The 25,995-nt window shown below is 41.3% G+C and carries 23 protein-coding genes and 1 pseudogene; 6 read left to right on the forward strand and 18 right to left on the reverse strand.

Annotation, left to right across the window (positions count from 1 at the left end):
* Nucleotides 1–2: 2 nt before the first annotated feature.
* Genes glyQ through SULAR_RS09655 form a run of 3 tightly spaced genes read right to left on the reverse strand, consistent with a single transcriptional unit; the run spans nucleotide 3 to nucleotide 2,773 of the window.
* Nucleotides 3–896 carry a glycine--tRNA ligase subunit alpha gene (gene glyQ / locus SULAR_RS09645; RefSeq protein ID WP_008245506.1) on the reverse strand — a complete coding sequence of 298 codons (894 nt, stop codon included), beginning with the start codon at nucleotides 894–896 and terminating at the stop codon, nucleotides 3–5.
* A 24-nt stretch (nucleotides 897–920) separates the two neighbouring features.
* Nucleotides 921–1,415 carry a 5-(carboxyamino)imidazole ribonucleotide mutase gene (purE, locus tag SULAR_RS09650; RefSeq protein WP_008245508.1) on the reverse strand — a complete coding sequence of 165 codons (495 nt, stop codon included), beginning with the start codon at nucleotides 1,413–1,415 and terminating at the stop codon, nucleotides 921–923.
* Nucleotides 1,412–2,773, reverse strand: coding sequence for a peptidase U32 family protein (locus SULAR_RS09655; protein ID WP_008245510.1), 1,362 nt, complete (start codon nucleotides 2,771–2,773; stop codon nucleotides 1,412–1,414). Before SULAR_RS09655 ends, purE begins: the two co-directional genes overlap by 4 nt.
* A 125-nt stretch (nucleotides 2,774–2,898) precedes the next feature.
* On the opposite strand from SULAR_RS09655, the gene SULAR_RS09660 reads away from it, so the two are divergent.
* The 4 genes from SULAR_RS09660 (at nucleotide 2,899) to SULAR_RS09675 (ending at nucleotide 6,936) form a co-directional block, all read left to right on the forward strand.
* Nucleotides 2,899–3,678: a histidinol-phosphatase gene (locus SULAR_RS09660; protein WP_008245512.1), complete on the forward strand. Its 780-nt coding sequence runs from the start codon at nucleotides 2,899–2,901 to the stop codon at nucleotides 3,676–3,678.
* 69 nt (nucleotides 3,679–3,747) lie between these two features.
* Complete coding sequence (gene glnA / locus SULAR_RS09665) at nucleotides 3,748–5,175, forward strand: type I glutamate--ammonia ligase (protein ID WP_008245513.1); 1,428 nt, start codon at nucleotides 3,748–3,750, stop codon at nucleotides 5,173–5,175.
* A 287-nt stretch (nucleotides 5,176–5,462) separates the two neighbouring features.
* Nucleotides 5,463–6,182, forward strand: coding sequence for an isoprenylcysteine carboxylmethyltransferase family protein (locus SULAR_RS09670; protein WP_008245514.1), 720 nt, complete (start codon nucleotides 5,463–5,465; stop codon nucleotides 6,180–6,182).
* Between the two features lie 160 nt (nucleotides 6,183–6,342).
* A complete protein-coding gene (locus SULAR_RS09675) occupies nucleotides 6,343–6,936 on the forward strand; it encodes a GDSL-type esterase/lipase family protein (RefSeq protein ID WP_008245515.1) in 594 nt (197 codons plus the stop codon).
* A 77-nt stretch (nucleotides 6,937–7,013) separates the two neighbouring features.
* Here the strand turns inward: SULAR_RS09675 and SULAR_RS09680 are convergent, their stop codons facing one another.
* The 10 genes from SULAR_RS09680 to SULAR_RS09725 all read right to left on the reverse strand — a co-directional run bounded on the left by SULAR_RS09680 (nucleotide 7,014) and on the right by SULAR_RS09725 (nucleotide 18,719).
* Nucleotides 7,014–8,321: a sodium:proton antiporter gene (locus tag SULAR_RS09680; RefSeq protein ID WP_008245517.1), complete on the reverse strand. Its 1,308-nt coding sequence runs from the start codon at nucleotides 8,319–8,321 to the stop codon at nucleotides 7,014–7,016.
* Complete coding sequence (locus tag SULAR_RS09685) at nucleotides 8,314–8,934, reverse strand: DsbA family protein (RefSeq protein ID WP_008245518.1); 621 nt, start codon at nucleotides 8,932–8,934, stop codon at nucleotides 8,314–8,316. The genes SULAR_RS09680 and SULAR_RS09685 overlap by 8 nt, the downstream gene beginning before the upstream one ends.
* Before the next feature lies 1 nt (nucleotide 8,935).
* Entirely contained in the window at nucleotides 8,936–11,077 is a 2,142-nt protein-coding gene (locus tag SULAR_RS09690) for a transglycosylase domain-containing protein (protein WP_008245519.1), read from the reverse strand.
* A gap of 44 nt (nucleotides 11,078–11,121) precedes the next feature.
* On the reverse strand, nucleotides 11,122–12,216 hold the full coding sequence (locus SULAR_RS09695; RefSeq protein WP_008245520.1) for a pyridoxal phosphate-dependent aminotransferase family protein: 1,095 nt from the start codon (nucleotides 12,214–12,216) through the stop codon (nucleotides 11,122–11,124).
* A gap of 1 nt (nucleotide 12,217) precedes the next feature.
* Nucleotides 12,218–12,775, reverse strand: a complete 558-nt coding sequence (gene maf / locus SULAR_RS09700) for a septum formation inhibitor Maf (RefSeq protein ID WP_008245521.1) — start codon at nucleotides 12,773–12,775, stop codon at nucleotides 12,218–12,220.
* Nucleotides 12,775–13,302 (reverse strand): hypothetical protein, encoded by a 528-nt coding sequence (locus SULAR_RS09705; protein ID WP_008245527.1) that lies wholly within the window; start codon nucleotides 13,300–13,302, stop codon nucleotides 12,775–12,777. The genes maf and SULAR_RS09705 overlap by 1 nt, the downstream gene beginning before the upstream one ends.
* A 1-nt stretch (nucleotide 13,303) precedes the next feature.
* Nucleotides 13,304–15,862 carry an alanine--tRNA ligase gene (alaS, locus tag SULAR_RS09710; protein WP_008245529.1) on the reverse strand — a complete coding sequence of 853 codons (2,559 nt, stop codon included), beginning with the start codon at nucleotides 15,860–15,862 and terminating at the stop codon, nucleotides 13,304–13,306.
* A 199-nt stretch (nucleotides 15,863–16,061) separates the two neighbouring features.
* The gene (locus SULAR_RS09715; protein WP_008245531.1) at nucleotides 16,062–16,466 is read right to left on the reverse strand and encodes a hypothetical protein; all 405 of its coding nucleotides are present in this window, start codon (nucleotides 16,464–16,466) and stop codon (nucleotides 16,062–16,064) included.
* 67 nt (nucleotides 16,467–16,533) lie between these two features.
* Nucleotides 16,534–17,541: an undecaprenyldiphospho-muramoylpentapeptide beta-N-acetylglucosaminyltransferase gene (gene murG / locus SULAR_RS09720; protein WP_008245534.1), complete on the reverse strand. Its 1,008-nt coding sequence runs from the start codon at nucleotides 17,539–17,541 to the stop codon at nucleotides 16,534–16,536.
* The gene (locus tag SULAR_RS09725; protein ID WP_008245536.1) at nucleotides 17,538–18,719 is read right to left on the reverse strand and encodes an FtsW/RodA/SpoVE family cell cycle protein; all 1,182 of its coding nucleotides are present in this window, start codon (nucleotides 18,717–18,719) and stop codon (nucleotides 17,538–17,540) included. Before SULAR_RS09725 ends, murG begins: the two co-directional genes overlap by 4 nt.
* An 85-nt stretch (nucleotides 18,720–18,804) precedes the next feature.
* On the opposite strand from SULAR_RS09725, the gene SULAR_RS09730 reads away from it, so the two are divergent.
* Nucleotides 18,805–20,844: a penicillin-binding protein 2 gene (locus SULAR_RS09730; RefSeq protein WP_008245544.1), complete on the forward strand. Its 2,040-nt coding sequence runs from the start codon at nucleotides 18,805–18,807 to the stop codon at nucleotides 20,842–20,844.
* A gap of 8 nt (nucleotides 20,845–20,852) precedes the next feature.
* On the opposite strand, the gene panC is transcribed toward SULAR_RS09730, so the two are convergent.
* Nucleotides 20,853–21,677: a pantoate--beta-alanine ligase gene (gene panC / locus SULAR_RS09735; protein WP_008245547.1), complete on the reverse strand. Its 825-nt coding sequence runs from the start codon at nucleotides 21,675–21,677 to the stop codon at nucleotides 20,853–20,855.
* A 63-nt stretch (nucleotides 21,678–21,740) separates the two neighbouring features.
* Here panC and prfB point away from each other — a divergent pair, with 63 nt between their 5' ends.
* Nucleotides 21,741–22,835, forward strand: a complete 1,095-nt coding sequence (gene prfB / locus SULAR_RS09740) for a peptide chain release factor 2 (RefSeq protein WP_008245549.1) — start codon at nucleotides 21,741–21,743, stop codon at nucleotides 22,833–22,835.
* Between the two features lie 15 nt (nucleotides 22,836–22,850).
* On the opposite strand, the gene SULAR_RS11435 is transcribed toward prfB, so the two are convergent.
* From SULAR_RS11435 to rpsB, 4 genes and pseudogenes are all read right to left on the reverse strand, one after another.
* Nucleotides 22,851–22,976 (reverse strand): hypothetical protein, encoded by a 126-nt coding sequence (locus SULAR_RS11435; RefSeq protein WP_255344741.1) that lies wholly within the window; start codon nucleotides 22,974–22,976, stop codon nucleotides 22,851–22,853.
* Entirely contained in the window at nucleotides 22,973–23,632 is a 660-nt protein-coding gene (locus SULAR_RS09745; protein ID WP_008245552.1) for an ABC transporter ATP-binding protein, read from the reverse strand. The genes SULAR_RS11435 and SULAR_RS09745 overlap by 4 nt, the downstream gene beginning before the upstream one ends.
* A 159-nt stretch (nucleotides 23,633–23,791) precedes the next feature.
* A complete protein-coding gene (tsf, locus tag SULAR_RS09750) occupies nucleotides 23,792–24,853 on the reverse strand; it encodes a translation elongation factor Ts (RefSeq protein WP_008245554.1) in 1,062 nt (353 codons plus the stop codon).
* Nucleotides 24,854–25,017: 164 nt separating this feature from the next.
* Nucleotides 25,018–25,803: pseudogene (gene rpsB / locus SULAR_RS09755) on the reverse strand (30S ribosomal protein S2); the annotation flags it as partial.
* Nucleotides 25,804–25,995 lie beyond the last annotated feature (192 nt).

A 25,995-nucleotide genomic window follows, 5' to 3' on the forward strand; every position in this document is an offset into this window, starting at 1 on the left:
GCTTAGCCTCTCATACGTGCATTACGTTCTTGCTCTTGCGCTTTATAAAGCTTTGCACACCCTATGGAGAGTTCTCTTACTTTTAAAATATAGTTCTGTCTCTGTGCCTGGGAGATCGCTTTTCTTGCATCGAGGACATTAAAAGCATGTGAAGCGATCATACATTGATCATAGGCTGGCAAAGGCAAACCTGCCTCAAGGCATACTTCACACTCATTGGAGGCATCTTCAAAATGTTGGAACAGCTTCTCTACATTGGCGACTTCAAAGTGGTACTTGGAAAACTCATACTCTGTCTCTTTATGGACATCACCATACGTGGTGACACTCTCTCCCATACGGTTCCACACCAGATCATACACAGAGTCCACCCCTTGCAGATACATAGCAAGTCTCTCTGTCCCATAGGTGATCTCTACCGCTACAGGGTCACAAGCGATACCCCCAACCTGTTGAAAGTAGGTAAACTGTGTGACTTCCATACCATCAAGCCATACTTCCCAACCAAGACCCCAAGCCCCTAAGGTCGGAGACTCCCAGTTGTCTTCTACAAAGCGGATATCATGCTCTTTCAGATTCAACCCCAGGTACTCCAAAGACTTCAGATAAAGCTCTTGAATATTGTCAGGGCTGGGCTTGATCAGTGCTTGAAACTGATAATAGGCACCAAGACGGTTTGGATTTTCCCCGTAACGTCCATCTGTCGGACGGCGTGAAGGGGCCACATACGCAGCCGACCAAGGCTGCGAGTCCAGACTTCTCAGCAGTGTAGCAGGGTGGAATGTCCCTGCACCTGAAGGAATGTCATAGGGCTGTACAATATTACACCCCTGATCTGCCCAGAATTGTTGTAATTTGAGGAGGAGTTCGCTAAATGTAATGGCGTTGTTGTTCATCTATATTTCTACCTAGTTTTAATTTTACAGTATCGTTTCAATCTCTGAAGAATCAAGTTCTACTTTTTTTGCTTTGCTGATGCGGTCTTCTTGGAGTTTCACTCTAAGTTCATCATCTTGCAGGGCCATGATCTGTATAGCCAGATACGCAGCATTGACCGCACCTGATTTACCTATGGCAAGTGTACCTACCGGCATTCCTGCTGTCATCATCACTGTCGAAAGGAGTGCATCCTCGCCTTTCAGAGCCCCACTTTCCATAGGTACACCAAGTACCGGCTTACTTGTAGCTGCTGCCAATGCACCTGCAAGGTGTGCTGCCATACCTGAAGCTGCTATGTAGACCTGCGCACCTTTGGCTTCTGATTCTTTGACATATTGCATAGTTCTCTCAAGGCTTCTGTGTGCTGAAGAGATGATAAGCTCATACGGTACACCAAATTTTTTCAGTGTCTCAGAACACTCAGACATCACACTGTAGTCACTTTTACTTTCCATTACGATCGATACAAATTTCATTTTATATCCTTACTTGTTGGTTTGACTGCTTGTTCCTGCTTCATAGGTGTTGAGCTCTCCGTTAAGCCCTTGTTCTCCAATGCTTCCGCGATCTCACGTCTTAATATAGTATACCCAGGCAATTTAGTAGGTAAAAGAATATTGTTCAAATCACCCGAGTGAATACACTCAAACTCCTTGCCTGATTCAGAGAGCATTTTTTTGAATGTCAGCCAATACTTTCCGTCGATCTCTTCTATCTTGCCTATATCATTGTCTACCATCTCAACAGTCGCATCCAAAGGCAGGACGATCTCTACACTGTCACCTACACACGTTTTATCTTTACACTTCCATGTCAATCCATCTTCCAAGACAAGTCCTGCTACCTGATGGGTACCGTACTGTATCGAAAACTCGTTCGATTCTGTCTCCGTTCTATCAAAAGGTCGTGAAAGCAGATAAGCATCTGTAAACCCGCGATTCTGTGTAGTATTGAGTTCCGCTTGATAGCGTGCCGCATCAAAGTCATTGGCATAAAAATCATCGATCGCATGACGATAGGCTTTGGTGACCACAGCCGCGTAGTAAGGAGATTTCGTACGTCCTTCTATCTTCAGTGAGTCAATGACACCTGACTTGAGTATCTCATCGATATGTGATGCCATATTCATATCTTTGGCATTCATAATATAGGTACCGATCCCCTCTTCTTCATCCAGCCTGAATGTCGTTCCCGATTCCGGATTATGTGCATACACTTCATAAGGGAAACGGCAGTCATTGGCACAAGATCCACGGTTTGGCACACGCCCTGTCTGCAGTGAAGAGATGAGACAGCGTCCCGAGTAGGCAAAACACATCGAACCATGCACAAATATCTCTAACTCCAGGTCAGGCAGATGATGTTTAATGGCTTCACAGTCTTTCAGACTGATTTCACGTGCGACAATGATACGCTTCACCCCAAGGTCATAATAGACCTCAGCATCCATGGCATTCATCACATTGGCCTGTGTAGAGAGATGAATAGGAATGTCCGGTGCAATCCGATTTGCTATCTTTACCACACCAGGGCTAGAGACGATCAGTGCATCAGGTTTCAGCTCAGCGATCTTGGCAATGTGATTTTCATAGAGCTTCATTTGTGAATTAAAAGGAAACGAGTTCACCGTAGAGTAGACTTTTTTGCCACGGGCATGGGCATAGGCTATCCCCTCTGCGTAAGATTCCATGTCGAACTCTTTGCCTGAACGGATACGCAGTGAAAAGGTACTGGTACCCCCATATACAGCATCTGCCCCATAGTTCAGAGCGATCTTCATCTTCTCTAGGTTACCTGCTGGTGCTAAAAGTTCTACTTTATTTTGATCTGTCATTTTATTCCTGAAATACAATCCCCGCCATTCTCCGGTTGTATAGAAAAATGACGAATACCATGAAAATATGTCTCTTATTCTACCCTATTAGTGGTAAAAAACAGTTTTTATGCTAAAATCCGCCTATGAGAATAGATATACATAATCACACAACACGTTGTAACCATGCTGAAGGTACAGTGGATGAATACATCCAAAAAGCTATTGAATTGGGCATAGATATTTATGGGTTTTCTGAACATGCACCTATGGATTTTGATCCCCACTATCGTCTCGCTTTTGAAGAGATGCAAGCATATACAGATGACATCTTAAGTGCCAAAGAGCGCTATAAAGATGATATCAAGATACTATTCGGTTATGAAGTGGATTACCTTCCAGGACACATGGACGATCGTGTTTTACATGCAAAAGTAGACTATCTGATAGGCTCTGTACACTTCATAGATAAGTGGAGTTTTGACAACCCCGAATTCATCGCAGGATGGAAAAACAAAGATATAGATGAGATATGGCAGGCCTATTTTGAAGCCACGGAAGCCATGGCAAGATCCGGGAAGTTTGACATCGTAGGGCACCTTGATCTTATCAAGGTCTTTAAATTCCTTCCAAAAAAAGATGTCAGACTCTTGGCAAAAGATGCCCTTCATGCGATCAAGAGATCAAACATGGTGTTAGAAGTGAATACTGCAGGTCTTCGCAAACCTATAGGTGAACTTTACCCTTCAAGAGAATTACTCGAAGAAGCGTATGCACATGATATCCCTATTACTTTCTCTTCAGATGCCCATTCAGTTGAGCAAGTAGGGTTCGGTTATGATCTGGCAACAACACTTGTAAAAGAAGTCGGATATACAAAAGCTGCTACTTTTGAAGGGCGAGATCGACAATTGGTTATTTTTTAAGCACAAACACTGATATAACTAATTGATTTATGGATACAATATAGAAAATTTTTATTTAGGAGTAGTTACATGGGTAAATTTGTTAACAACACAGATGAGTTTTACAAATATTGCGAAGAGAATGAGGTAGAGTTTGTAGACTTTAGATTTACAGACATTAAAGGTGCATGGCATCATATTACATATAGAATGAGTGCTGTTGAAGCTTCTATGATTGATTCAGGTCTTCCGTTTGATGGTTCATCGATCGACGCTTGGCAGCCGATTGAAAAATCAGATATGATACTTAAACCAGATGTGGAGACTGCATTTTTAGATCCATTTACTGCTGACAGTACGATCATTGTTATCTGTGATGTTTATGATATTTACAAAAATGAGCTTTACGCTAAATGTCCAAGATCTATCGCGAAGAAGACACTTGCTCACATGGAAGAAATTGGTGTAGGTGATGCAGCATACTTCGGTCCTGAGAATGAATTCTTCATCTTCGATGATGTAAAATTTAGAGATGATGTAAACTCTTCTTATTTCAGAGTAGATTCTCAAGAAGGTGCTTGGAGTAGAGATACAGAGTATGAAGGTGGTAACATGGGTCACAGACCAGGTACCAAAGGTGGATATTTCCCTGTAATGCCTACAGACTCTATGGTAGACCTAAGAGCTGAAATGATGTTACTTCTTGAAGAAGTAGGTCTTGAAGTAATGCTTGGACACCACGAAGTTGCACAGGCACAGGGTGAGATCGGTATCAAATTCGGTACACTGATCGAAGCTGCAGATAACGTTCAAAAGTATAAGTATGTTGTAAAAATGGTTGCACACCTTAACGGTAAAACAGCAACATTCATGCCTAAACCACTTGTAGGTGACAACGGTAACGGTATGCACGTACACCAATCTATCTGGAAAAACGGTAAAAACCTCTTCTACAAAGAAGGTGAATATGGAAACCTCTCTGAGACAGCACTTCACTACCTTGGTGGTATCTTCAAGCATGCTAGAGCAGTATCTGCATTTACAAACCCAAGTACAAACTCTTACAAGAGACTACTTCCAGGATTTGAAGCACCATCTATCTTGACTTACTCAAGCCAAAACAGATCAGCAGCTTGTCGTATCCCTTATGGTGCGGGTGAGATGGCAACAAGAATCGAGACTAGATTCCCAGATTCTACAGCTTGCCCTTACCTTGCATTCTCTGCATTGATGTTGGCAGGACTTGACGGGATCAAGAACAAAGATATTCCAGCTGGTCCAATGGATATCGACCTGTTTGAACTTAGCCTTGATGAGATCAGAGAGAAGAATATTGCTCAAATGCCTCACACACTCAGAGAAGCACTTGAAGGTCTTATCGCTGATAATGACTTCTTGAAGCCAGTATTTACTCAAGAGTTTATCGACACATACCAACACTACCAGTTTGAAAGACAAGTTTGGCCAGATGAAGGTAGACCAACAGCATACGAGTTCATCTCAACTTACTCTTGCTAATTTTTCCTTTCGGGCTTCTGCCCGAGAGACACCTCTTTTTCTTCAAAGCCTATCTAGACATTTCATTTTTTAAACCCTTTTGAGTTTATAGTTTTCATTATAAAATCTTCCATTATAGAATATATTTTATAAGGTTTTTAATCGAAGGTATATTTTTTGTATCAAGAGACTTTTGTGATATACTCTTAAGATGGATATACCCAATAGGTGAGTACTTTATGCCTCTGATAAGCACATGTTTACCATAAGCCACTCAATGAAATTTTAGCTTGTTTTGGAGTAAAAAAATGACATCGAACACTGTTGATCCAACCACAAATCAAGCCCCAAGCCCTCGCCTATGGTTTGCTTTGATATTCATGTACCTCTTCATTCCATTGATTCTCCTGATTTTCGGAGGAGATTTTAGCTGGTGGCAGGCCTGGATCTATGCCGTTCTGATTTTTCTTTCCGGTATTGGCGGTCGATTTTTGGCAGAAAAGCGGCATCCGGGAATTCTGGTAGAACGGGCTACCTCTGAAAGGACTCTGAATGCAAAACCATGGGATAAAGTACTTTCCCCACTGATGGCGATAAGTCTCACATTCCCCATTGTCATCGTTGCAGGACTTGATCACCGCTATGGATGGACACCTCTGTTTTCCATATGGCTTCACATCCTCGGTCTCATTCTCATTGCACTTGGGTACACATTCGCCGCATGGGCTTTAATAGAGAACCGTTTTTTCTCTAGTACGGTACATATCCAAAAGGATCGTGGACATTCGGTCTGCGACAGCGGTCCTTACCGTATCGTACGTCATCCAGGCTATGCCGGAAACCTTCTGGCACTCCCAGGTATCATCATGGCCTTGAACTCCATATGGACCCTTATCCCTGTAGTGGTGGCATTGATCATAGCTGTCATACGAACCACACTTGAGGATAACACTCTTCAGAAAGAGCTACCGGGGTATCAAGATTATACAAAACGTGTACACTATCGCTTATTTCCAGGAATCTACTGAGAATATCTAATAGATCATTAAGAGAAACCTATTAATATTAACGCAATCTTTAATTCAAAACCTTATAAACTATATAATTTTATGGAATTATTACTGCAAACTTTAATCAATAATTTTTGCTATACTCTTCATAAAAAATATCAAATATTAAAGGTTGAAAATGAGAGATGTTCGTATATGCTATGTTGGAGACTCTTTTGTTAATGGTACAGGAGATCCCACTAAACTTGGATGGACAGGAAGACTAAGTCAAAATTCTCAAAACAACAATCTAGATATTACACATTATAATCTTGGTATTCGAAGAGAGACATCAGGAGATATATTAAAAAGATGGGAAGCAGAATGTCACGCTAGATTCCCAGAAGTTTCAGAGAATAAAGTTGTTTTTTCGTTTGGTGTGAATGATACAGTGATGGAAAATGGACAAAAAAGAGTTTCATTGGAAAATAGTATTGAAAACGCTAAAACTATATTAGTACATGCCTCAAAAAAATATGATGTCATCATGATAGGTATGCCTCCAATTGATGATGAAGAACAAAACAAGATGATTAAAGAGTTAGATATTGAATATCAAGCTTTGTGTAATGCATTAGAAATCCCATATCTTTCCGTATTTGAAAAATTAGCCAATGATCAAATATGGAAAAATGAAGTTTTATCCAATGATGGTGCCCACCCAAGAGATAAAGGTTATGAAATATTGGCAAATCATATCAAAAATTGGAGTGGTTGGTGGTTTAAAACATAACAAATGCATCAATCCCTTATTACATATAACTTTATAAAGGATTCCACATTGTTCTTTATCTAGAAAAGTATATAGAACTAGTGCGTAAACAACTTCTTCTCTTCCGCTTTCCTAAAGAAAGTAAAATAGGCCCAAAGTGTTGTACCATAGCCAAAGATAGAGAGCATAACGACACCTGTAGTTACCACTTCAAAAAGTTCTTTATACGCAAATGATGCAGGGATCATATGTACAAGGATGATAGAAAGAGCCCCTTTCATTCCAGAGAAGGTCAATATGAACCATCCCTCAAACCCCACAGGCTTGATCTGTTCCAGTTTACTGCCCCAAAACGCAAATTTTGCCATAGATATCGCACGGATCAATGTGGTAATGATGAACATGGCGAATATCTCTACTTTATACTCCCAGAACTTCTCAAGACTTACCATCTCTGCCAGTACAAAGAAGATCATGACTGCCGCGATATATCCAAACTCTTTGGCCATCTCATAGATATACTCCATGCGTTCAGAAGTCGTCGAGTCAATCCCATGCAGACGAAGCTTCTGTAAAAATGTTTTGCTCTTTTTGGCTTCCTCTTCATCCAATATTTTCATATCCATATCGATCCAAGCCTTGGTAGCAATGATAGCCGTGATCAACGTCAAGATACCACTGACATGAAAATGCTCAGCTACCACATAGGCAAGATACGCTTCGATGATAAAAACAAAAAGCTCTCCTCGCTTATCCTCTATCAGTTTCATCATCATATAGAAGAGATATCCAAAACCTATCCCGATCCCTATACTCACAGCGAACACACGAAGTGCATCCATGGTCGCTTCTCCTGCATCTATTGTACCGCTCATCATCCAGGGAAGTCCTATGAAGAAGAAAGCGATGACTGCAGTGGCATCGTTACCCAAAGATTCACCCTCGATCAACACTTTGATATCATGCCCGATCCCTTTAAATCGGGAAAGCACCGACTGCACACTCACCGCATCGGTAGCCATATTGATCGCAAAAAGCGAGACATAGGCACCAAGGGTAAGCCCCTCAAAGATCCCGAAGTAGTACATGCTCGCTCCGGCTGTAATAGAGAGAGCCACTGCAACCACTGCCAGATAGAAGATACTCCAGCCGTGTTTTTTAATGTCACTAAAATGCAGATGCAAAGCATCCCCCATAAAGATAAGAGGGATACAAAATAGAATGATCGTATCAAAATAGTGTGGAAGGTCTATCGGTACAGCTATGGGTACATACATATAGATCAAATATGAACCTATAAGCAGTAAAAATACTGAAGGTATTTTCAATCTGTTGGCCAAGGCATCTGAAAAAACGACAAGCCCCAGTATAGTGATAAGTATGATCTCCGGTGCGAAACTATGCATATGAATCCTCCAATAACTTTTTCATCTCTTGTAAACTTCTATAACCTTTTTGACATACCATATGTCCCTCTTCATCTATAACAACCACCGAAGGAAATGCATTGGCTCCCATAGAACGTGCTTTTGCGAAATCGTGCTCCATAAGAAGCTGTGCTCTGTCACTTTCAAAGAACGTTCGAAATGCACTTTCATCTGACTTTGACCCATGCAATAAACGCAGTAAGACCTCTGAATTTGTAATATCTTCAGTTCTGGTATAAAATGCTTCTTGTATCGTATGCAGATAGTCAAAAGCACTTTGCATACCAAATAATTCTCTTACGGCTATCACTGCCTTACATGCAGGATAGGTATCGTAGTCAAAATACTCTTTTTCAAATAAACCCTCTGAAAACACTTGTCCTGTTCTTTGTGAGACTTGTTTCCAGTGTCCCTTGAGATACTCCTTTGAACTCTCATTCCAAGGCATTTCACCTTGAGTACGTAAGCCACCTAAGACCAATGAGAACAGATACTTGTCATTCAATGTTGTACGTAACTCCTCTATCACAGGTGCAAATCCCCAACACCATGAGCACATGGGGTCAAGCACAAAGATCAGCTCTTTTTGCATGCTAGAACAAGGTACCACTATCGTTAGAAACAGGGGTCAAAGGTACTTTTCGTTTAGGATGTAAAGGATCCTCTTCTTCAGCCATCTCTTCTTGAGAAACCGGATCCTCATCGATATTGATCATAGGGGCAAGGCCTATCTCTCCCTCATCAGGATTGTTATCTTCTGTGATCTCTATCTCTTCTGCTAAAAGTTGATCATACCCATCATAGTTTTCCACTCTCTTTTTGTGACTGTTAGGTAGCGGAGAATTTTGTGTATAAAGTTCTGACTTACCTTGATACTCACCTCTAAATACCCCTTCAGGTATATCAAATGTTCGTTTCGTCTCCGGATATAACTCCAACAGTTTTTTATAATAAAAAGAGAATGCAGGTGCAGCCAGTGCACCTCCTGTCGCTCCGCGTCCTATACGTGTATTGTCATCTCGACCGAACCAGACAATCGTTTCAATGGTCGGCGAATATCCACAGAACCATGCATCGATATTGTTATTGGTCGTTCCCGTTTTCCCTGCAAGTTCTATGCCATCTACTCTTGCATTCCTACCCGTACCTCTTTTCACAACATCCATCAAGACGTCGGTCATCAAGTATGCCTGTTCAGGCGTGGTGAAGTCTTCTATCTCTTTAGGACGTGTTTCATAGATCACTGCACCCTCTTTAGAGATGATCTTGCTTACAAGTCTCGGCTCTATCATATGGCCTTCATTGGCAAATACTGAAAAGATCTGCGCCATTTTCAACGGACTTAACCCAAGGTTACCCAAGGCAATGGACATATCTCTAGGGATATGCGGCACATCTAAAAATGCCAATCTTTTACGGATCGTACTCACACCCAGATCGGCTACCAGATTGATCGTCGCAAGATTACGTGAATGCACCAATGCTTCTCTAAAAGGTATGAACCCTTTAAAGTCACGTTCATAATTTTTAGGTGCCCAAATCTTAGGTTTCCCCTGATAATAATACTGAAAAGTTCTTGCAAGGTCTGTCAAGGGACTTGCAGGATTGTACCCCATATCTAAAGCCGTTTGGTAAATAAACGGTTTAAATGCAGAACCGGGCTGACGCTTTGACTGTGTCACACGGTTATAGGCAGACTTCTCATAATCTGCCCCACCGACCATCGCTAAAATATCACCTGTTTTACTCTCTACCGCTACAAATGCAGTATTCAATGTAGAGGTTTCTGCTTTCTCATTATATTTTTTGAGTGCTTTCTTATAGGCAAAATCAACTGCCTCTTTTGCAATGGCTTGCTGTTTCATATCTACCGTTGTATAGATCTCATACCCACCGGTACGTATATCACCCAATTTCCCTTTAAAGCGTCTCAATACTTCATCTACAATACCTGGTGCTATATTCTGTGTCAATGAAGTTTTATGTACCACTGGAGATTCTTTTACCGCTTTAAGATAATCACTTTGCGTGATCCACCCTATACTTTTCATACGATAGAGTACATTATTGGCACGGTCCAAAGCACGTTTGTAATGTTTCAAAGGATTATAATAACTTGGTGCATTGGGTAAACCTACCAAAATTGCCGCTTCTTTGAGCGTCAACTCATGAAGCTCCTTATGAAAATATCCGTTTGCCGCGGTTTTGACACCAAAATAATTATTTCCATAGGATATCTCATTGAGGTATCGTTCAATGATATCCTCTTTACTTAGCTCATGTTCGATCTTCAGTGCCAAAATGGCCTCTTTGATCTTGCGTGCCAGTTTCTTTTCATTTGAGAGTATTTTGTTCTTAATAAGCTGTTGGGTCAGTGTACTTCCACCCTCAACAAAAGCACCCGCCTGTATGTCTTTGACTATCGCTCTGAGGATCGCATCTGGGTTCACCCCGTTGTGTTCAAAGAACTGCGTATCTTCCATGGCTACGAGTCCTTCTACAAGGACTCCCGGGATTTCATCATAGCGTGCATAAAGACGGTGCTGGTCTTTGAAGACATAGGCAAGTTTTTCACCGTTTCTGTCATAAATGACAGAAGAGGTTTCTGGCTTATAATTGATGAGTTTATCTGCATCCAAAGATATCTCTTCATAGGCATAAATAAACGCTGCAGTCAATGCCACGCCAAATAGCATGGCTAAGATAATAGAACCTTTTACTAAACTATTGAACACGCAGACCCTTTATGAAAAATATATACATTTTTTATTTTGAATGGTTATTGTACCGTGTTATGGCTAATGAGTGCTAACGCATGTCTGATCTTCTGGACAGAGACACCCAGATTCAGTATTACCCTGATGATCGGCTTTTCCACTGTAGGCTGACGGATTGCCCCTACCAGATACCCCTGGGCCATCAACCCTTTCTGCACGAACAATGCATGTTCATTACTTGGCATCTCTATAGGTACGATGAGACTCTGACACTCAATACCCAGCTGTTTTCTTACCGCCGTCTGCCGTTCGAGGATCTTCTTTCTATATTTTTCTGCTTTTTTACGTATATGTTCAACATTGACCAATGCCAATGCCGTATCGAACACAGAGGGTGCCGTAGAGTAGATGATCGGTTTTGCTCTGTTTTCCAGGAAACTGATCACGTTTTTGGAAGCCAGGATATAGGCACCATAAGAACCGTAAGCTTTCCCCAGTGTCCCCATCTTGATATGTCTTTCGTTGATCCTAACACCATAATACTCAAAAATCCCCAAGAGTTTGGTTCCAAGGACTCCCGCGCTGTGTGCCTCATCAACGATAAGCAGTGCTTGGGCTTCATCAGCAAGGTCAAAGATCTCTTTCTTACAAAGATCTCCCCCCATAGAGTAGACACCTTCCACTGCAATGATCTGTCTTTTAGCCGGATATGCCGCTAACTTTTCTCTCAGATCCTCCGCATCATTATGTGCAAATGTGACCACCCGGTCTCCCAAAAGCTGTGAAGCCATCACACCTGAAGCATGATACTCTTCATCCATGAAAAGCATATCTCCTTTACGTACCAGTGCTTCTATGAGTGCCATATTCGCCAGAAATCCCGAACCTACCACTAACCCCTCTTCAAAACCGTTATATTCTGCCATGGTCATTTCAAAGATCCTGTGTATAGGGTGATAGCCGTTCACCAGCATACTAGCCTTGGAGCTGATCGTTTCATATTCATTGACCAGTTTTACTGCTTTTTTAAACTGTTTTTTATTGAGTGACAACCCCAGATAATCATTAGAAGCCAGATCATCCAACCTGTCATCATAGAGTTTGCGTTCTCTGAACCGTCCTGCTTTTTTAAGGGCTTTTAATTCATTTTCATACATATTAATTTTTCACCTTTATCCATGGCAATAGTGTTTCCACTTGTAATCCCATCGCCGTGCTTTCATAGCCATCTACAGACTGAATGTATTTTTTACAAAAACCTTCAACCATACATCCCCCTGCTTTACCCTGCCACAATCCGCTCTCAAGATAGCTTTCCAGATCCTCTTCCTCAAACCTAGAAAAATGATAATGCGTTGCAGAGATATCTGAAAAAGCCAAACGCTTTGACTTGTAGTGGGCAGAGGAGATGATAGAGATGGTCGAACCGCTTTGGATGTTCAGGATGCGTCTTGCATCTTCTCTGTTTTTGGGTTTTCGTAAGATCGTTCCATCCGAAGCTGCGATGACCGTATCGGCACACAGCAGAGGTGTCTCCACTCCAAACGCACGAATAGCTGCATTGAGTTTACCTTTACTTGCGGTGTAGACAAAATCTTTTGCAATGGATGTAGTGATCTGCTCTTCATCATACGCTACCGACATTTGTATAAAGTCAATGCCAAAGTTATTGAGAAGCAACGCCCTGCTTTCAGAAGATGAACACAAATAGATCATTACAATCCTCTAAGAGATACACCTAACCATAATGCTACGATTCCTAACACAATATTGATCGGTAGAAGTAAATTGGGGATAAAACTCATCTGTGCTTTAGCAAGTGCAACCTCACCTTGAGAGAACAGTTGCCATGCTTTTGCACGTTTGATATACATATAGGTGTAATTGACTGCCATGATCGTCCAAATGATCTCTTTAGAAAGAAAAAGCGATTTTAGATCACCATGGTGTCCACCGGTCGCTATCGCCATGATCAAACCTGTAACAAATAACAGTGCAATAAAAAGCATCACAAGATTAAAAAGTCTTCCTGTGATCTGTAGAGTGATACCTAATCTCTGTTTGGGTACCAACATAGAAGCCTTGACATCATTTTCCAACATCTCAGCTGCAGTCACACCGCCTCGCTGAATGACAGGATGGACTGCCACACGGATCGCGATCATACCGCCTACCCAGATAAAGGCAGAAAGTACATGTAAAAAAACGATCAAATGTCCATAGTTGCTAAAGAGTTCTGTCATCTTAGTTTCCGCCTTCCAATACTTCACTCAAATAGACTTTTGCTTCTTCCAAGGCTGTAGTGATCTTGCTTGGGTCTTTTCCGCCAGCCTGTGCGAAGTCAGGACGTCCACCGCCACCGCCGCCAACGATCGGTGCGATCGACTTGATCCAGTCACCTGCTTTGATCGGTGTATTTTTAGAACCGGCTGCAAGCATAACCTTGTCACCTTTTTTCATAAAGAGCATCACCGCAATGTTCTCATATTTGTTTTTGATCTCATCGATCATGGTTTTAATATCACCATTTTCAACTTCTTCTACAATGACATTTACGCCATTAACCTCAACAGCACTCAACTCTTTTTGAGAACTGCTCATAGCTGAAGCCAACTCTCCTTTCAGTGTTTTCACCTGCTCTTTGAGTTTAGCAATACCTGCCATCGGATTTTGGTTCTTGAGCTCTGCTTTGATCTCATTAAGTTCATCTCTGAGTCCATTGACCATTTCTCTTGCAGCATTTCCACACACAGCCTCTATACGTCTTACACCCGCACTTACACCGCTCTCTTTAGTGATCATAAAGAGACCTATCTGCGCAGCATTCCCTACATGTGTACCACCACATAATTCTATAGAATCATCTGCAAAACTGACAACACGTACTTCATCACCATACTTTTCACCAAAGAGGGCCATAGCACCAGAGTTCTTCGCTTCTTCTATAGACATTACTTCCGTTTTACCCGGGATGGCTCTGGAAATTTTATCGTTCACCCATGCTTCCACTTTGACGATCTCTTCTGCCGTCATGGCTTGTGGATGAGAGAAGTCAAAACGCAGTCTTTTGTCGTCATTGAGTGAACCCGCCTGGGCGATATGATCTCCCAAAATGGCTCTAAGTGCCGCATGAAGCAAGTGTGTTGCAGAGTGGTGTTTTTCTATCTCGGCACGACTGGTATCTACCACAGCCTCTACCTCATCACCCACACTCAACTTACCTTTAACTTCTGAAAGGTTCATCTCTAAGAATTTTCTTGTATCGAGTACTTTGACATCACTATTGAGTGTTCCGGTGTCACCTGTCTGTCCACCTGATTCTGCATAGAAAGGTGTTTTGTCAAGCAGGACCCAACCTTTACCGTCAATGCGCTCTACCTGATTAAAATCCGCATCCAACAGAGCCAATACTTTTGCGCTGGCAGTTGTACTCTCATATCCCACAAACTCATTGACATCAAACGCTTCTTTCAGTGCTTTAAAGTCACCTGTCTCTGAAGCATCACCTGTACCTTTCCAGTTGGCTTTGGATTGCGCTTTCTGTGCTTCCATCTTTGCATCGAATGCATCGATATCCAGCTTGATATTTTTCTCACGAAGCATATCCTCCGTAAGATCAAGCGGGAAACCATAGGTATCATAGAGTTTAAAGGCTACTTCACCATTGAACACATCAGAGGTATTTTTCAACTCTTCATTGAAGAGTTTGATCCCTGCTTCGATCGTATCAAAGAAACGCTCTTCCTCCATCTTCATGGATGTTTTGATCGCTTCTGCTCTATCCGGAAGATACTCATACTGTTCACCCATCTGCTCGATCAGAGTATCTACCAGTTTATACATGAATGGTTCACGTAATCCTAGTAAATATCCATGACGGATAGCACGACGCATGATACGACGAAGTACATATCCACGTCCCTCTTTGTCAAAGTTCACACCCTGAGCAAGCAGGAATGAACAAGAACGTAAATGATCAGCGATCACACGGTAAGAAGCAGAGTTAGGTGCTTCGTAATCATAAGGTGCACCTACAAGTTCACCGATCTTCTCCAAGAAAGGCATGAAGAGTGAAGAGTGGTAGTTGTTAAGTTTACCCTCTTTGATGGCAACCACTCTCTCCAGTCCCATACCTGTATCGATACTAGGTTTTGGAAGCGGGGTCAGTGTACCTGTTTCATCACGGTAATACTGCATGAATACCAGGTTCCATATCTCTAAGAATCTATCCCCTTCTCCACCCATTTTGTCTTCCGGACCATTAAAGTTCTCTTCCCCCTGGTCATAGAAGATCTCAGAAGAAGGACCGCAAGGACCTGTATCTCCCATCTGCCAGAAGTTATCAGCATCACCAAAACGCAAGATACGGTCTGCTGCTATATGTTCCTTCCATAGCTCTTCCGCTTCATCATCACTCGTATGTACAGTCACCCAAAGCTTGTCTACAGGAAGGTTCAAATACTTCTCACTTGTTACAAACTCCCATGCATAAGCGATGGCTTCTTTTTTGAAATAATCCGCAAAAGAGAAATTCCCAAGCATTTCAAAAAGTGTATGGTGACGTGCAGTATAACCTACATTGTCAAGGTCATTGTGCTTTCCACCCGCTCTTAAACAGGTTTGTGAAGAGGTAGCACGCGGTATCTCAGGAATAGGTGCTTCACCCGTAAAGATGTTCTTGAACTGTACCATCCCCGCGTTAGTGAACATAAGTGTCGCATCGTCCGGTACGAGTGGTGAAGATGGGATGAGCTGGTGCCCTTTACTTTGAAAAAAGTCTAGAAATTCTTTTCTGATATCCATGATAAAATGATCCTAAAATTGTGTTGTATAAATTGGTGACATTTTAGCTAAATTGTGGTTACTTAGAGGTAAAGAGTTGAATTTAGTAGGACTATACATTCTATTTCAGTACATATAGCCTTACTGTGGATAGGTTCAAACATATACTACACAAAAATTGTGTCAAATTTGTGTCAAAATCTATTTCTACTCAAGTAGTCTATAAAATAGGTGCTTCAATAAGGCAATAATCATCTATGTCATAATTAAATCCACCAGCACCCATAAAATCTCCTGTAATACCTGATATTTCAGATGGAGAACAGTCATAATTTAAACCATTGACACCACCTATCTCGTCCATGATATAAAGATCATCAACAAGTCCAAATAAGTCAAACTCACAACTATAGTTATCTGGATTAAATTCATAAGCTCCATCAACATCTGTTTCTCCAACAAAATCAATACAATCGTATGGAACACCTACTATACCATCACCTAAAACATCAGTTAAATAATGTACATCAACTGGAACATATTCATCCGATGAACTTCCACCACCACATGCACTCAATACTAAAACAGAGACTCCAGACAATATCAACATCATCAATTTTTTCATTCTAATTCCCTTTTACTTGTTACTTAAAAATTTAAGAAATAATACTGGACAATACTTAATAATCGTGTCAGATTTGTGTCAATAACGTAGCGATCTTCTCGCTACCGTTTTTTTCAACGATCTCCATCAGTCCTTTGCTTTTCGCCGCCAGATCCTCATCCAACAGTGCAAGGACTTTTTGAGTATCTATCTCATTTTCTCTCATGATCCATGCAAGATCTTTTTCTACCAGGAACTGTGCATTATGGAACTGATGGTCACTCGCAGCATGTGGGTAAGGGATAAACAAGGAAGGCAAAGCGGTAGCCGAGAGTTCCCAGAGTGTCGAAGCACCTGAACGTGCTATGGCAAGATCAGCTTCTTTCATATACTCTGCCAGTTTAGTCGTAAACCCGAACACTTCTGCCTCAATACCCAGATCATCATAGGCTTTTTGTACCTCATCAATGTTGTTCTGGCCCGCCTGATGGATGATCCTGATTCCTCTTTCCTTGAGTTCGGGTGCTAACTCTAACGCCAGTTTGTTGATAGCTTTTGCTCCTTGGGATCCGCCAAGAAATATGATTGTTCCCACTTTATCCCGTATGCGGGCATTATCGAAAAATATCTGCTTGATAGGGTAGGCTTTGATAGGGCTCTCTTCAAGATATGAAGAGATGAATGCTGCAGAGTGGGATTTGAGCAGTTTGTTGAGTGAACCCAGTGCGGCATTTTGTTCATGGATGATCAATGGTACACGTAAGATCTTGGCCGCAAAGGCAGTGGCTGCAGCTGAGAAACCGCCCACGGAAAAGACCACTTTGGCCTTGTGTTTTCTTAAAAGTTTAATGGCTTGTATCGTTGCTTTGAACAGCATCAACAGTGATTTGACCTTACCTAAAGCACCCTGGTTTACCACGCCGCGTGTCTCAAAAAAGTATGTGTATGCAAATTCATCATCCTCTTCAAACCACTGTTTGTCTTGTCCTTTGGTCGAACCGATATAGATCAGTTCTTCCTCTTTAAGATGCTCTTTCACAGCCTTAATGATGGCCAAGTGTCCGCCTGTACCACCACCTGTCATTACAATACTCATCGCATTCTTCCTTTAGCATCCCTTGGTACCTTTTTAGATACCATCAAGACCATACCTATGGCGATACAAGAAGCCCATATATGCGAACCACCATAACTTAAGAACGGTACCGCGATCCCTTTAATAGGTGTGATCCCTGAAATACCGTAAGAGTTAAGGATAAATGCCAACGAGATCAGCAACCCTACCCCTATGGAGAAGAGGTAATACATAGGATTTTTTACTTTGGAAGCGATCTTAAAGATACGGAAGACTATGAACAAGATGGTCAGTGTCACCAAGAACAGTCCTAAAAATCCTAACTCTTCCGTGATACCTGCCAAAATAAAATCTGTATGGACTTCACTGAGGTAGCCCAGTTTAAACTGACCGTTGCCCAGACCTTGTCCCCAAAAACCGCCATTATAAATGGCATTAAGTGAATTGGATATCTGATAGGGTTCTTTGCCTGCTTCTATACGAAGGTTCTGAACCGATTCAAAAGGAAAAAGAGAGAGGATACTGTCTTGTACCGTTCCCCACCAGCTTTTGATCCGTGCCATACGGTGAGGGGCCAGGATAATGAGCCCTACAAAGGCGAACAAACCAACGGAAAGCAGGCTGAGAAAGAACTTCCATGAGCTCCCGATAAACAAGAACAATACCATGAGTGTCGCTCCCAATACCACCACTTGACCCAGATCTTTTTGAAATACAGCGATGATAACAACGGCCACCATGAACACAAAGAGATACGGCGTAAAAGTACGTACCTCTTCCCAAAACTGCATTTTTGTTTTGTTGAGTAGTTTACGAGAAAAACTCCAGGCTAAAAAGAAGACGAACCCTACTTTAAAGAATTCAACAGGCGCAATGGACATAGGCCCTACATGTATCCATCGTTTGGCCCCTCCTACCGCTGTTACAAGAGAAGAAGGTAAAAACTGCATACCTATCATCAGAATAAAAAAGAGGATAAACAGTGACAATCCTATACGTGAGAACCATTTATCAGGGTCCATTCTACTTAAAAGAACCATCGTTCCGAACCCTATAAAAACAGCCATACATTGTCGTATAAAAAAGTGAAAATCCGCATAATTAAAATGCAGTACAGTATAAGTAGAGAGAGAATAACTCATCACTAATGAAAGTGTCAAAAGTGTCATGACACCTGCTAAAAGGGGTTTGTCTACCATATCATATTCTCTTTCTTTTATTCATTAGTATTTTATCAGATTTAACAGATAACTTTGATAAAATGACACTCTATAAGAGGGAAATATGAATAAAGACATACAAAACAGAGCAATACATCAAAGAAAGACCAAAATTTCTTTCCTTTTTTTACTCTTATTGCTTGCCATGGGTATGTTCTTATTTTCCGTACTGAAAACCATCTCATCAGACAGACATATCCCCAGCCATACGACTACAATTTATGACCGTTCATTTCGCGGGTCTATCATCTCTGAAGACGGATATACCCTTAGCAGTTCAGAAAAAACCTATCAGGCAGTGGTTCGTGGAGCGAGTATAGACCCTGACAAAAAAGCACTGTTTGTCAAACTCTTCAGTATCTATAGCGGTATTCCTGAGAAAGAGATCCTTAAAAGATTTAAAAACCGTAAAGGGAAAGAGATCAAAGGCAATATCATCCTCTCTAAAACCATTAATGCACGTTCAGCGATGCAGCTTAAATCCCTTGCGTATAAATTACGAAAACTGGATGTATTTCAGTCTATCAAACTCCGTAATGGCATAGAAGTGCTCTATGGTCTGGATATCATAGAAAATGGTGAGAGCAGACGTTTCCCTCTAGGTGATGTTTTAAGTCCGATATTAGGCTATGTAGGAGATGAAAGTGATGGACGTTACACACGTCCGGCAGGAAAAAAAGGGCTTGAACGTGCGTATGAAAAGCACATTACCTCTAAGAAAAATGGATATTTCCAAGGTAAGCGTGATGTGGTCGGCGCGGTCATTCATGACAAGAACAGTATTAAGATGCAGCGTGTAGATGGATTAGACCTTCATCTCAACATTCCTCTTGCCCTGCAGAGACGTGTTGAACTGATGATAGACCAAATGAAACACAGTATTGATGCCGATGAGATCCTGGTCGGCATCATGGAGAGTGAAACGGGTAAGGTACTAAGCATGGCAAGTTCTGAACGTTATGACCCGTCGCACATTACACGAAACGATATTGCTTCACTTGTACCAAAATTTACAGAATACCCTTATGAAGCAGGTTCAGTCCTTAAACCGATCACGATTGCCATGGCACTTGACAAAAAAAGGATCACCCCTGACACATGGTTTAAGACCGGCTATAAAAGATTTGATATTACAGGGGGACAGCATGTGAGTGATGATGATTATTTTGAGTCTCTCTCCGTCACGGATATCGTGGTACACTCTTCCAATATCGGTACCTCTCAAATCTCATGGCTGCTTACAGGTAAAGAGTTCAGAGAAGGTCTGCTCAAGTTTGGACTCGCCCAAAAAACCGGAATAGACCTCTCACGTGATCTTCCGGGTTCTCTCAAGTCGCTTAGACTACTCGATCATAAAATGCATAGAGCGAACTCTTCGTTTGGCTATGGTATGATGGTGACATTCACTCAGCTGCTTAAAGCCTACTCCGCTTTCAACAATGATGGTTTAGCTGTGACACCTCATTTAGTGGATTATCTGCAAGATGCACAGGGCAACCACTATACCCTTCCTCCTGAAGTGGGTAATATGCAAGCTGTCAGTAAAAAAGCGGCAAACCAGATACATAATATCCTTTTAGAAGTAGTCAAACGCGGTACAGGTGTCAAAGCACAGTACCCAGGCTTAGAAGTAGGCGGGAAAACAGGAACAGCACACATCGCTAAACATGGACGCTATGTGAGAGAATACCACAGCAGCTTTTATGGTTTTGCCAACGACAACGAAGGACATAAATATACCATCGGTGCGTTGGTCATACGTGCTAAAAAACCCTATAAATACTTTGCATCACAATCAGCAGTCCCTACCTTTAGAAGAGTATTGGACATACTTGTAGAGCTCGATTATCTGAAACCAGAAGGTGGTCTCGAAGTGACCAGTCCGGAGATCAAAGTAGAACCAAAAACACCACCTGTAGTCATACAGGAACCTTCAGTAGCACAAAAAGAAGAAAAGAAAAAAGTGACTGTAGAACCGGAGATAAAATCCAAACCTTCTGTGAAAGAGCTTTTTAAACTAGAACCAAAACCTGAACCTAAACCGGTCAACACAAAGCCTGCAAAAGAGAAGTCAACCAAAGAACTTTTTGAAGATCTATTTTAGAGGTACATTTAGATCCACAAATTATCGATCAGTCTAGGTTTACCTACCCATGCAGCCACTAGAATGATCGTATTACCTATCTCCACCGTGTCAAGTTCATTGAATGCTCTATCAACAATAGCCACATACTCCACCTGGTCCGTCTCTTCAAGCACGATCAACATCTCTTTTTTGATCACTTCGACATTGAGTTCTCCTGCCATAACCATTTTGGTTGCGCGTTTGAGTGAACGGGCAAGAGAGAGTGCACGCGTTTTTTCATCACCCTGCAAATACACATTACGACTGCTTAAAGCCAATCCATTCTCATCTCTGACAATGTCACAAGGAATAATATTCACATCCATAAAATAATTTTTGACCATCTGTGTGATGAGAGCTAACTGTTGTGCATCTTTTTTCCCAAAATAGGCATTTGTTGCACCGCTGAGATTAAGCAATTTCATGACCACTTGAAGCATACCGTCAAAATGGCCTGGACGCTTTTCTCCTTCTAAAATGTACCCACGGATCGCAGGTGCACCTATACTCAGTTCATCCTTCTCGTACATTGCATCGATCCTCGGCATAAACAAGATATCCACACCTGCCAATTTACATATCTTTATGTCCGCTTCCTCTTTACGGGGATACGCATCCAGATCTTCCCCTTCCAAAAACTGTGTAGGGTTGACAAAAATAGAAACGATGAGATGATCATTCTCGTTCTTTGCTTGCTGTATGAGGGAAAGATGTCCTTTATGTAGTGCTCCCATAGTTGGAACAAAACCTATAGAACCCGATAATGCTTTTTTTGCTTCCTGTAAAGCCTCTATTGTCTGAACGATAATCATTTCTAACCTCATATTTCGCTATATTTAGATAAAATCATATCAAAATTACACTAGGTTTTTACTATGGATGCATACGAATACAGCGAATTACTCAAATCACTTACCATTAAAATGGACAATATTAAAAACATTGTCAAACCTGACCTCTTACAAGAAAGACTCAAAGAGATCGAAGAGATGCAGCAAGATCCTAATTTTTGGAACGATGCAGCAAATGCTGGTAAGATCTCTCAGGAAAAAACCAAAGCTGAACGTATTTTAGCCACCTATAACAGTGCTTATGATGCAGTCCATGATGCCAGTGAATATTTTGAACTCTCTAAAGCAGAGAATGACGAAGAGACCCTGGAGATGCTCTATGAAGATGCAGAGAACCTACAGGAAAGTACCAATGCACTGGAAGTGCAGATGATGCTCAGTGGTGAACATGACGGGGCGAATGCCATCGTTTCCATACACCCCGGGGCCGGTGGAACAGAATCACAGGACTGGGCCAGCATACTCTACCGTATGTATCTGCGTTGGGCAGAAAGACATGACTTTAAGGTGGAAGTACTAGACTATCAAGCCGGAGAAGAAGCGGGAATCAAAGATGTCTCTTTCATTATCAAGGGTGAAAATGCCTATGGCTACCTCAAAGTAGAGAACGGTATCCACAGGCTTGTACGTATCTCCCCTTTTGATTCCAATGCCAAACGACACACTTCATTCTCTTCTGTGATGGTCTCACCGGAAATAGATGATGACATAGACATCACCATCGAAGACAAAGACTTGCGTGTCGATACCTACCGTGCCTCAGGTGCAGGTGGGCAACATGTCAACAAAACAGAATCAGCTATCCGTCTGACACATATACCGACAAACATCATTGTCCAGTGTCAAAATGACAGAAGCCAGCATAAAAATAAAGCGGCAGCCATGAAGATGCTCAAATCCCGTCTTTATGAGTATGAGATGGCAAAAAAACAAGCGGCTTTAGATGGCATAGAAAAATCAGATATTGGATGGGGACATCAGATACGCTCTTATGTCATGCAACCCTACCAGCAGGTAAAGGATACAAGGTCCAATCAAGCCTTTACCAATGTCGATGCCATACTTGATGGGGATATAGACAAAATGTTAGAAGGTGTACTTATCACACAAGCAAGATAGAGATACAACTTCTTGCTACTTTTGTTTCCCATCCTTTTTTTCCGTATATTTAGAGATCGTTTTAGTGATCACTAAGGCTGCAACAAAAGCCAAAAGCACCATAGAAGTAGTATAGAGTGCATTCATTAAATCTATTTTCATATTTTCTCCTTAAGTTCCTTGAGTATTTTATCTTCGATCTTATACGTCACATCACAGCGTGCTTCCATACTGTCATCATGGGTGACCAGTAAGAGCCCTGCGCCTGTCTCTTTAATGTAATGTAACAGTACATCCATCACCATTTCGGCTGTCTCTTTATCTAAATTTCCTGTAGGTTCATCAGCAAAAATAATACGAGGCTTTTTACTCAATACCCTGGCAATGGAAACACGCTGTTGTTGTCCTCCTGAGAGTTCACCTATCTTTTGTTTCATCAGTTCTTTGATCTCTAGTTTTTCAAGTATAGCATCATCAATACTCTCAGCACTTAACATGCTGGCGACTTCGACATTCTCCATGGCTGTCATACCTTTGAAGAGGTAATGGAACTGAAAGATGATCCCTATATCATAACGGCGCAATGTTTCAATAGCCTTGTCATCGAGCGTATAAAGATCTTTTCCTAACAATGTGACACTGCCCTTATCAGGTTTGATAAACGTTGAAAATATATGTAACAGTGTAGACTTTCCGCAGCCGCTTCGACCGATGATCGCCGCACTTTGTGATGGTTTTAAAGAAAAGTTTACATCATGAAATAAAAGGGTATCAAACCCGTGGGAAATATTTTGTGCTTCCAATAAAAATTGGGACATCTGCTGCCTTTAAACTATTTTACAAGTGTGGACTTTGTTCCACTTACTGGTATATTTTAACATAAAAATGTGATGGATAGTTTGAGAAAAAGAGGAAAATACGTAAGAGTCTGTCCAAGCGATCAGCCTGGACAGGAAAAAAAGAGTAAGGGTAGACCCTTATCCCATTTGTGCAGCAACTTCAGCAGCAAAATCTTCTTCTGCTACTTCAATTCCTTCACCAACTTCCAATCTTACAAAATGTACGATATCAGCTGAACCGCCAGCCGCTTTTGCTTTTTCTTGAACATATTCAAGAACTGTTTTGCTGTCATCCATTACAAATTTCTGATCAAGAAGACATAGTTCTTGGTCAAGTGTAGTGTTGTCTGAGATAAATCTTTCAATTTTACCTGGAAGAATTCTGTCCCAGATCTTTTCTGGTTTACCTTCAGCTTGAAGCTCTTCTTTAAGAAGTGCTTCAGCTGCAGCCATAACTTCTTCAGTCAATTGGCTCATAGAGATATACTGAGGAATGTTCTTAAGTGTTTTACCAAGTCTAGAAAGTTCTTCATTCTCTTTTTCAATAGCAATGATTCTACCTTTAGTCTCTTCTTCTACGAATGCAGGATCAAAATCTTTAAAAGAAAGTGTTTTCGGTGACATTGCAGCTGCATGCATTGCTACTTCTTTAAGTACAGGAGTCATTGCTTCAGCTGTTTGTGCAGAGTCACATTTTGCTTCGATGATTACACCATTTTGACCGTTCGAGTGAACATAACCATTTACCGCAGTCGTTTCATCTCCCTCGATGAGTGCTGCTCTTCTTACATCAAGCTTTTCACCGATGATCGCAATTTGCTGAGAAAGATAATCCGAGAATGGTTCACCATTGATCGTAGAAGCATTGATCGCCTCTGCATCTTTAAGGTTATTGTCAAATGCATGATTTACAACCGTATTCATCAGTGCTTTAAATTTGTCATTTTGTGCAACAAAGTCAGTTTGAGAGTTAATCTCAACGATCACTGCTTTTTTACCTTCAACTTTTACAGAGATAGCACCTTCAGCAGCTACTTTACCGGCTTTTTTAGCCGCAGCACCCATACCTTGGTCTCTAAGCCATGCAACTGCTTTGTCCATATCTCCATCAGCTTCAGTCAATGCTTTTTTACAGTCCATCATCCCTGCATCAGTCATCTCTCTGAGTTTTTTGATATCTTTAGGTCCAAAGTTTGCCATGATTACGCTCCTGCCAATTCTTTTGCTTCAGCGATCGCTTCAGCTTTCACTTTAAAATCTGCAGCTTCTTCTTCACTCATCTTAGCAATTTGTGCATATGTAGTGATCCCTGCTTCAATCAACTTTTCGTTACCTACTTTACCGATACCTGTAAGTTTTGTTAGATCATCAGCTTCAGATGCTTCAACTTCTTCAGATGCTGCTTCAGCCATCACTTCTGCTACTTCTTCGCTTGTTGCTACTTCTTCAACATCTTGACCAGTAGCTTCAGCATATGCCGCTTTACCTTCGATGATCGCTTCAGCCATTTCTTGACAGAAAAGGTTGATTGAACGGATAGCATCATCATTTCCAGGGATTGGATAATCAACCATATCAGGATCACAGTTCGTATCAAGTGGTGCAACAACTTTCATACCAAGTCTTCTTGCTTCTTTAACAGCGATGTGTTCTTTTACAGAATCGATAACGAACATCATGTCTGGAAGTTTTTTCATATGTCTGAAACCTTCAAGGTAAGAGCTTAATTTCTCTTTCTTTCTCTTAAGCATCAATGCTTCTTTTTTAGTCAAAAGATTAATTTGACCAGTCTCTTCCATTTGCTCGATGATCTCAAGTTTTCTGATTGATTTTTTCATTGTTGGGTAGTTTGTTAACATACCACCTAACCATCTAGTTGAAACGTAAGGCATACCACATCTCTCAGCATGCTCTTTGATCGCTTGTCTAGCTTGTTTTTTAGTACCTACGAAAAGTACTGTTTGCCCTTCAGCTGCTGCATCTCTTACTACATTGTACGTATATTTGAAGTATCTAAGTGTTTTTTGAAGGTCGATGATATAGATGTTCTTTCTTGCACCGAAAATGAATTTCTTCATTTTTGGATTCCATCTTCTTGTTTGGTGTCCGAAGTGTACACCACATTCGAGTAAGTCTTTCATTGTTACCATAAGTTTCTCCTTGGTATATAATCATAATAGAACTTTCATTTGTAAAAGCTCAGTTAAAAGCATATGCTTCATCACTAGGTTTGATCCGCTGTAGTCCTCAATGTCAATTCTAATGCTTAGAATCACACAACCGTGCAAGGAATAACTACATGTGTATTTCCATTATCCTCTCGAATAAGGAACGCGATTATA

This window comes from Sulfurovum sp. AR (assembly GCF_000296775.1).
GTDB lineage: Bacteria > Campylobacterota > Campylobacteria > Campylobacterales > Sulfurovaceae > Sulfurovum > Sulfurovum xiamenensis.

Excerpts from the sequence above, each read along its gene's own strand:
- glyQ (WP_008245506.1), bottom strand. The coding sequence starts at position 896 with ATGAACAACAACGCCATTACATTTAGCGAACTCCTCCTCAAATTACAA.
- purE (WP_008245508.1), bottom strand. The coding sequence starts at position 1,415 with ATGAAATTTGTATCGATCGTAATGGAAAGTAAAAGTGACTACAGTGTG.
- SULAR_RS09655 (WP_008245510.1), bottom strand. The coding sequence starts at position 2,773 with ATGACAGATCAAAATAAAGTAGAACTTTTAGCACCAGCAGGTAACCTA.
- SULAR_RS09660 (WP_008245512.1), top strand. The coding sequence starts at position 2,899 with ATGAGAATAGATATACATAATCACACAACACGTTGTAACCATGCTGAA.
- glnA (WP_008245513.1), top strand. The coding sequence starts at position 3,748 with ATGGGTAAATTTGTTAACAACACAGATGAGTTTTACAAATATTGCGAA.
- SULAR_RS09670 (WP_008245514.1), top strand. The coding sequence starts at position 5,463 with ATGACATCGAACACTGTTGATCCAACCACAAATCAAGCCCCAAGCCCT.
- SULAR_RS09675 (WP_008245515.1), top strand. The coding sequence starts at position 6,343 with ATGAGAGATGTTCGTATATGCTATGTTGGAGACTCTTTTGTTAATGGT.
- SULAR_RS09680 (WP_008245517.1), bottom strand. The coding sequence starts at position 8,321 with ATGCATAGTTTCGCACCGGAGATCATACTTATCACTATACTGGGGCTT.
- SULAR_RS09685 (WP_008245518.1), bottom strand. The coding sequence starts at position 8,934 with ATGCAAAAAGAGCTGATCTTTGTGCTTGACCCCATGTGCTCATGGTGT.
- SULAR_RS09695 (WP_008245520.1), bottom strand. The coding sequence starts at position 12,216 with ATGTATGAAAATGAATTAAAAGCCCTTAAAAAAGCAGGACGGTTCAGA.
- maf (WP_008245521.1), bottom strand. The coding sequence starts at position 12,775 with ATGATCTATTTGTGTTCATCTTCTGAAAGCAGGGCGTTGCTTCTCAAT.
- SULAR_RS09705 (WP_008245527.1), bottom strand. The coding sequence starts at position 13,302 with ATGACAGAACTCTTTAGCAACTATGGACATTTGATCGTTTTTTTACAT.
- alaS (WP_008245529.1), bottom strand. The coding sequence starts at position 15,862 with ATGGATATCAGAAAAGAATTTCTAGACTTTTTTCAAAGTAAAGGGCAC.
- SULAR_RS09715 (WP_008245531.1), bottom strand. The coding sequence starts at position 16,466 with ATGAAAAAATTGATGATGTTGATATTGTCTGGAGTCTCTGTTTTAGTA.
- murG (WP_008245534.1), bottom strand. The coding sequence starts at position 17,541 with ATGAGTATTGTAATGACAGGTGGTGGTACAGGCGGACACTTGGCCATC.
- SULAR_RS09725 (WP_008245536.1), bottom strand. The coding sequence starts at position 18,719 with ATGGTAGACAAACCCCTTTTAGCAGGTGTCATGACACTTTTGACACTT.
- SULAR_RS09730 (WP_008245544.1), top strand. The coding sequence starts at position 18,805 with ATGAATAAAGACATACAAAACAGAGCAATACATCAAAGAAAGACCAAA.
- panC (WP_008245547.1), bottom strand. The coding sequence starts at position 21,677 with ATGATTATCGTTCAGACAATAGAGGCTTTACAGGAAGCAAAAAAAGCA.
- prfB (WP_008245549.1), top strand. The coding sequence starts at position 21,741 with ATGGATGCATACGAATACAGCGAATTACTCAAATCACTTACCATTAAA.
- SULAR_RS11435 (WP_255344741.1), bottom strand. The coding sequence starts at position 22,976 with ATGAAAATAGATTTAATGAATGCACTCTATACTACTTCTATGGTGCTT.
- SULAR_RS09745 (WP_008245552.1), bottom strand. The coding sequence starts at position 23,632 with ATGTCCCAATTTTTATTGGAAGCACAAAATATTTCCCACGGGTTTGAT.
- tsf (WP_008245554.1), bottom strand. The coding sequence starts at position 24,853 with ATGGCAAACTTTGGACCTAAAGATATCAAAAAACTCAGAGAGATGACT.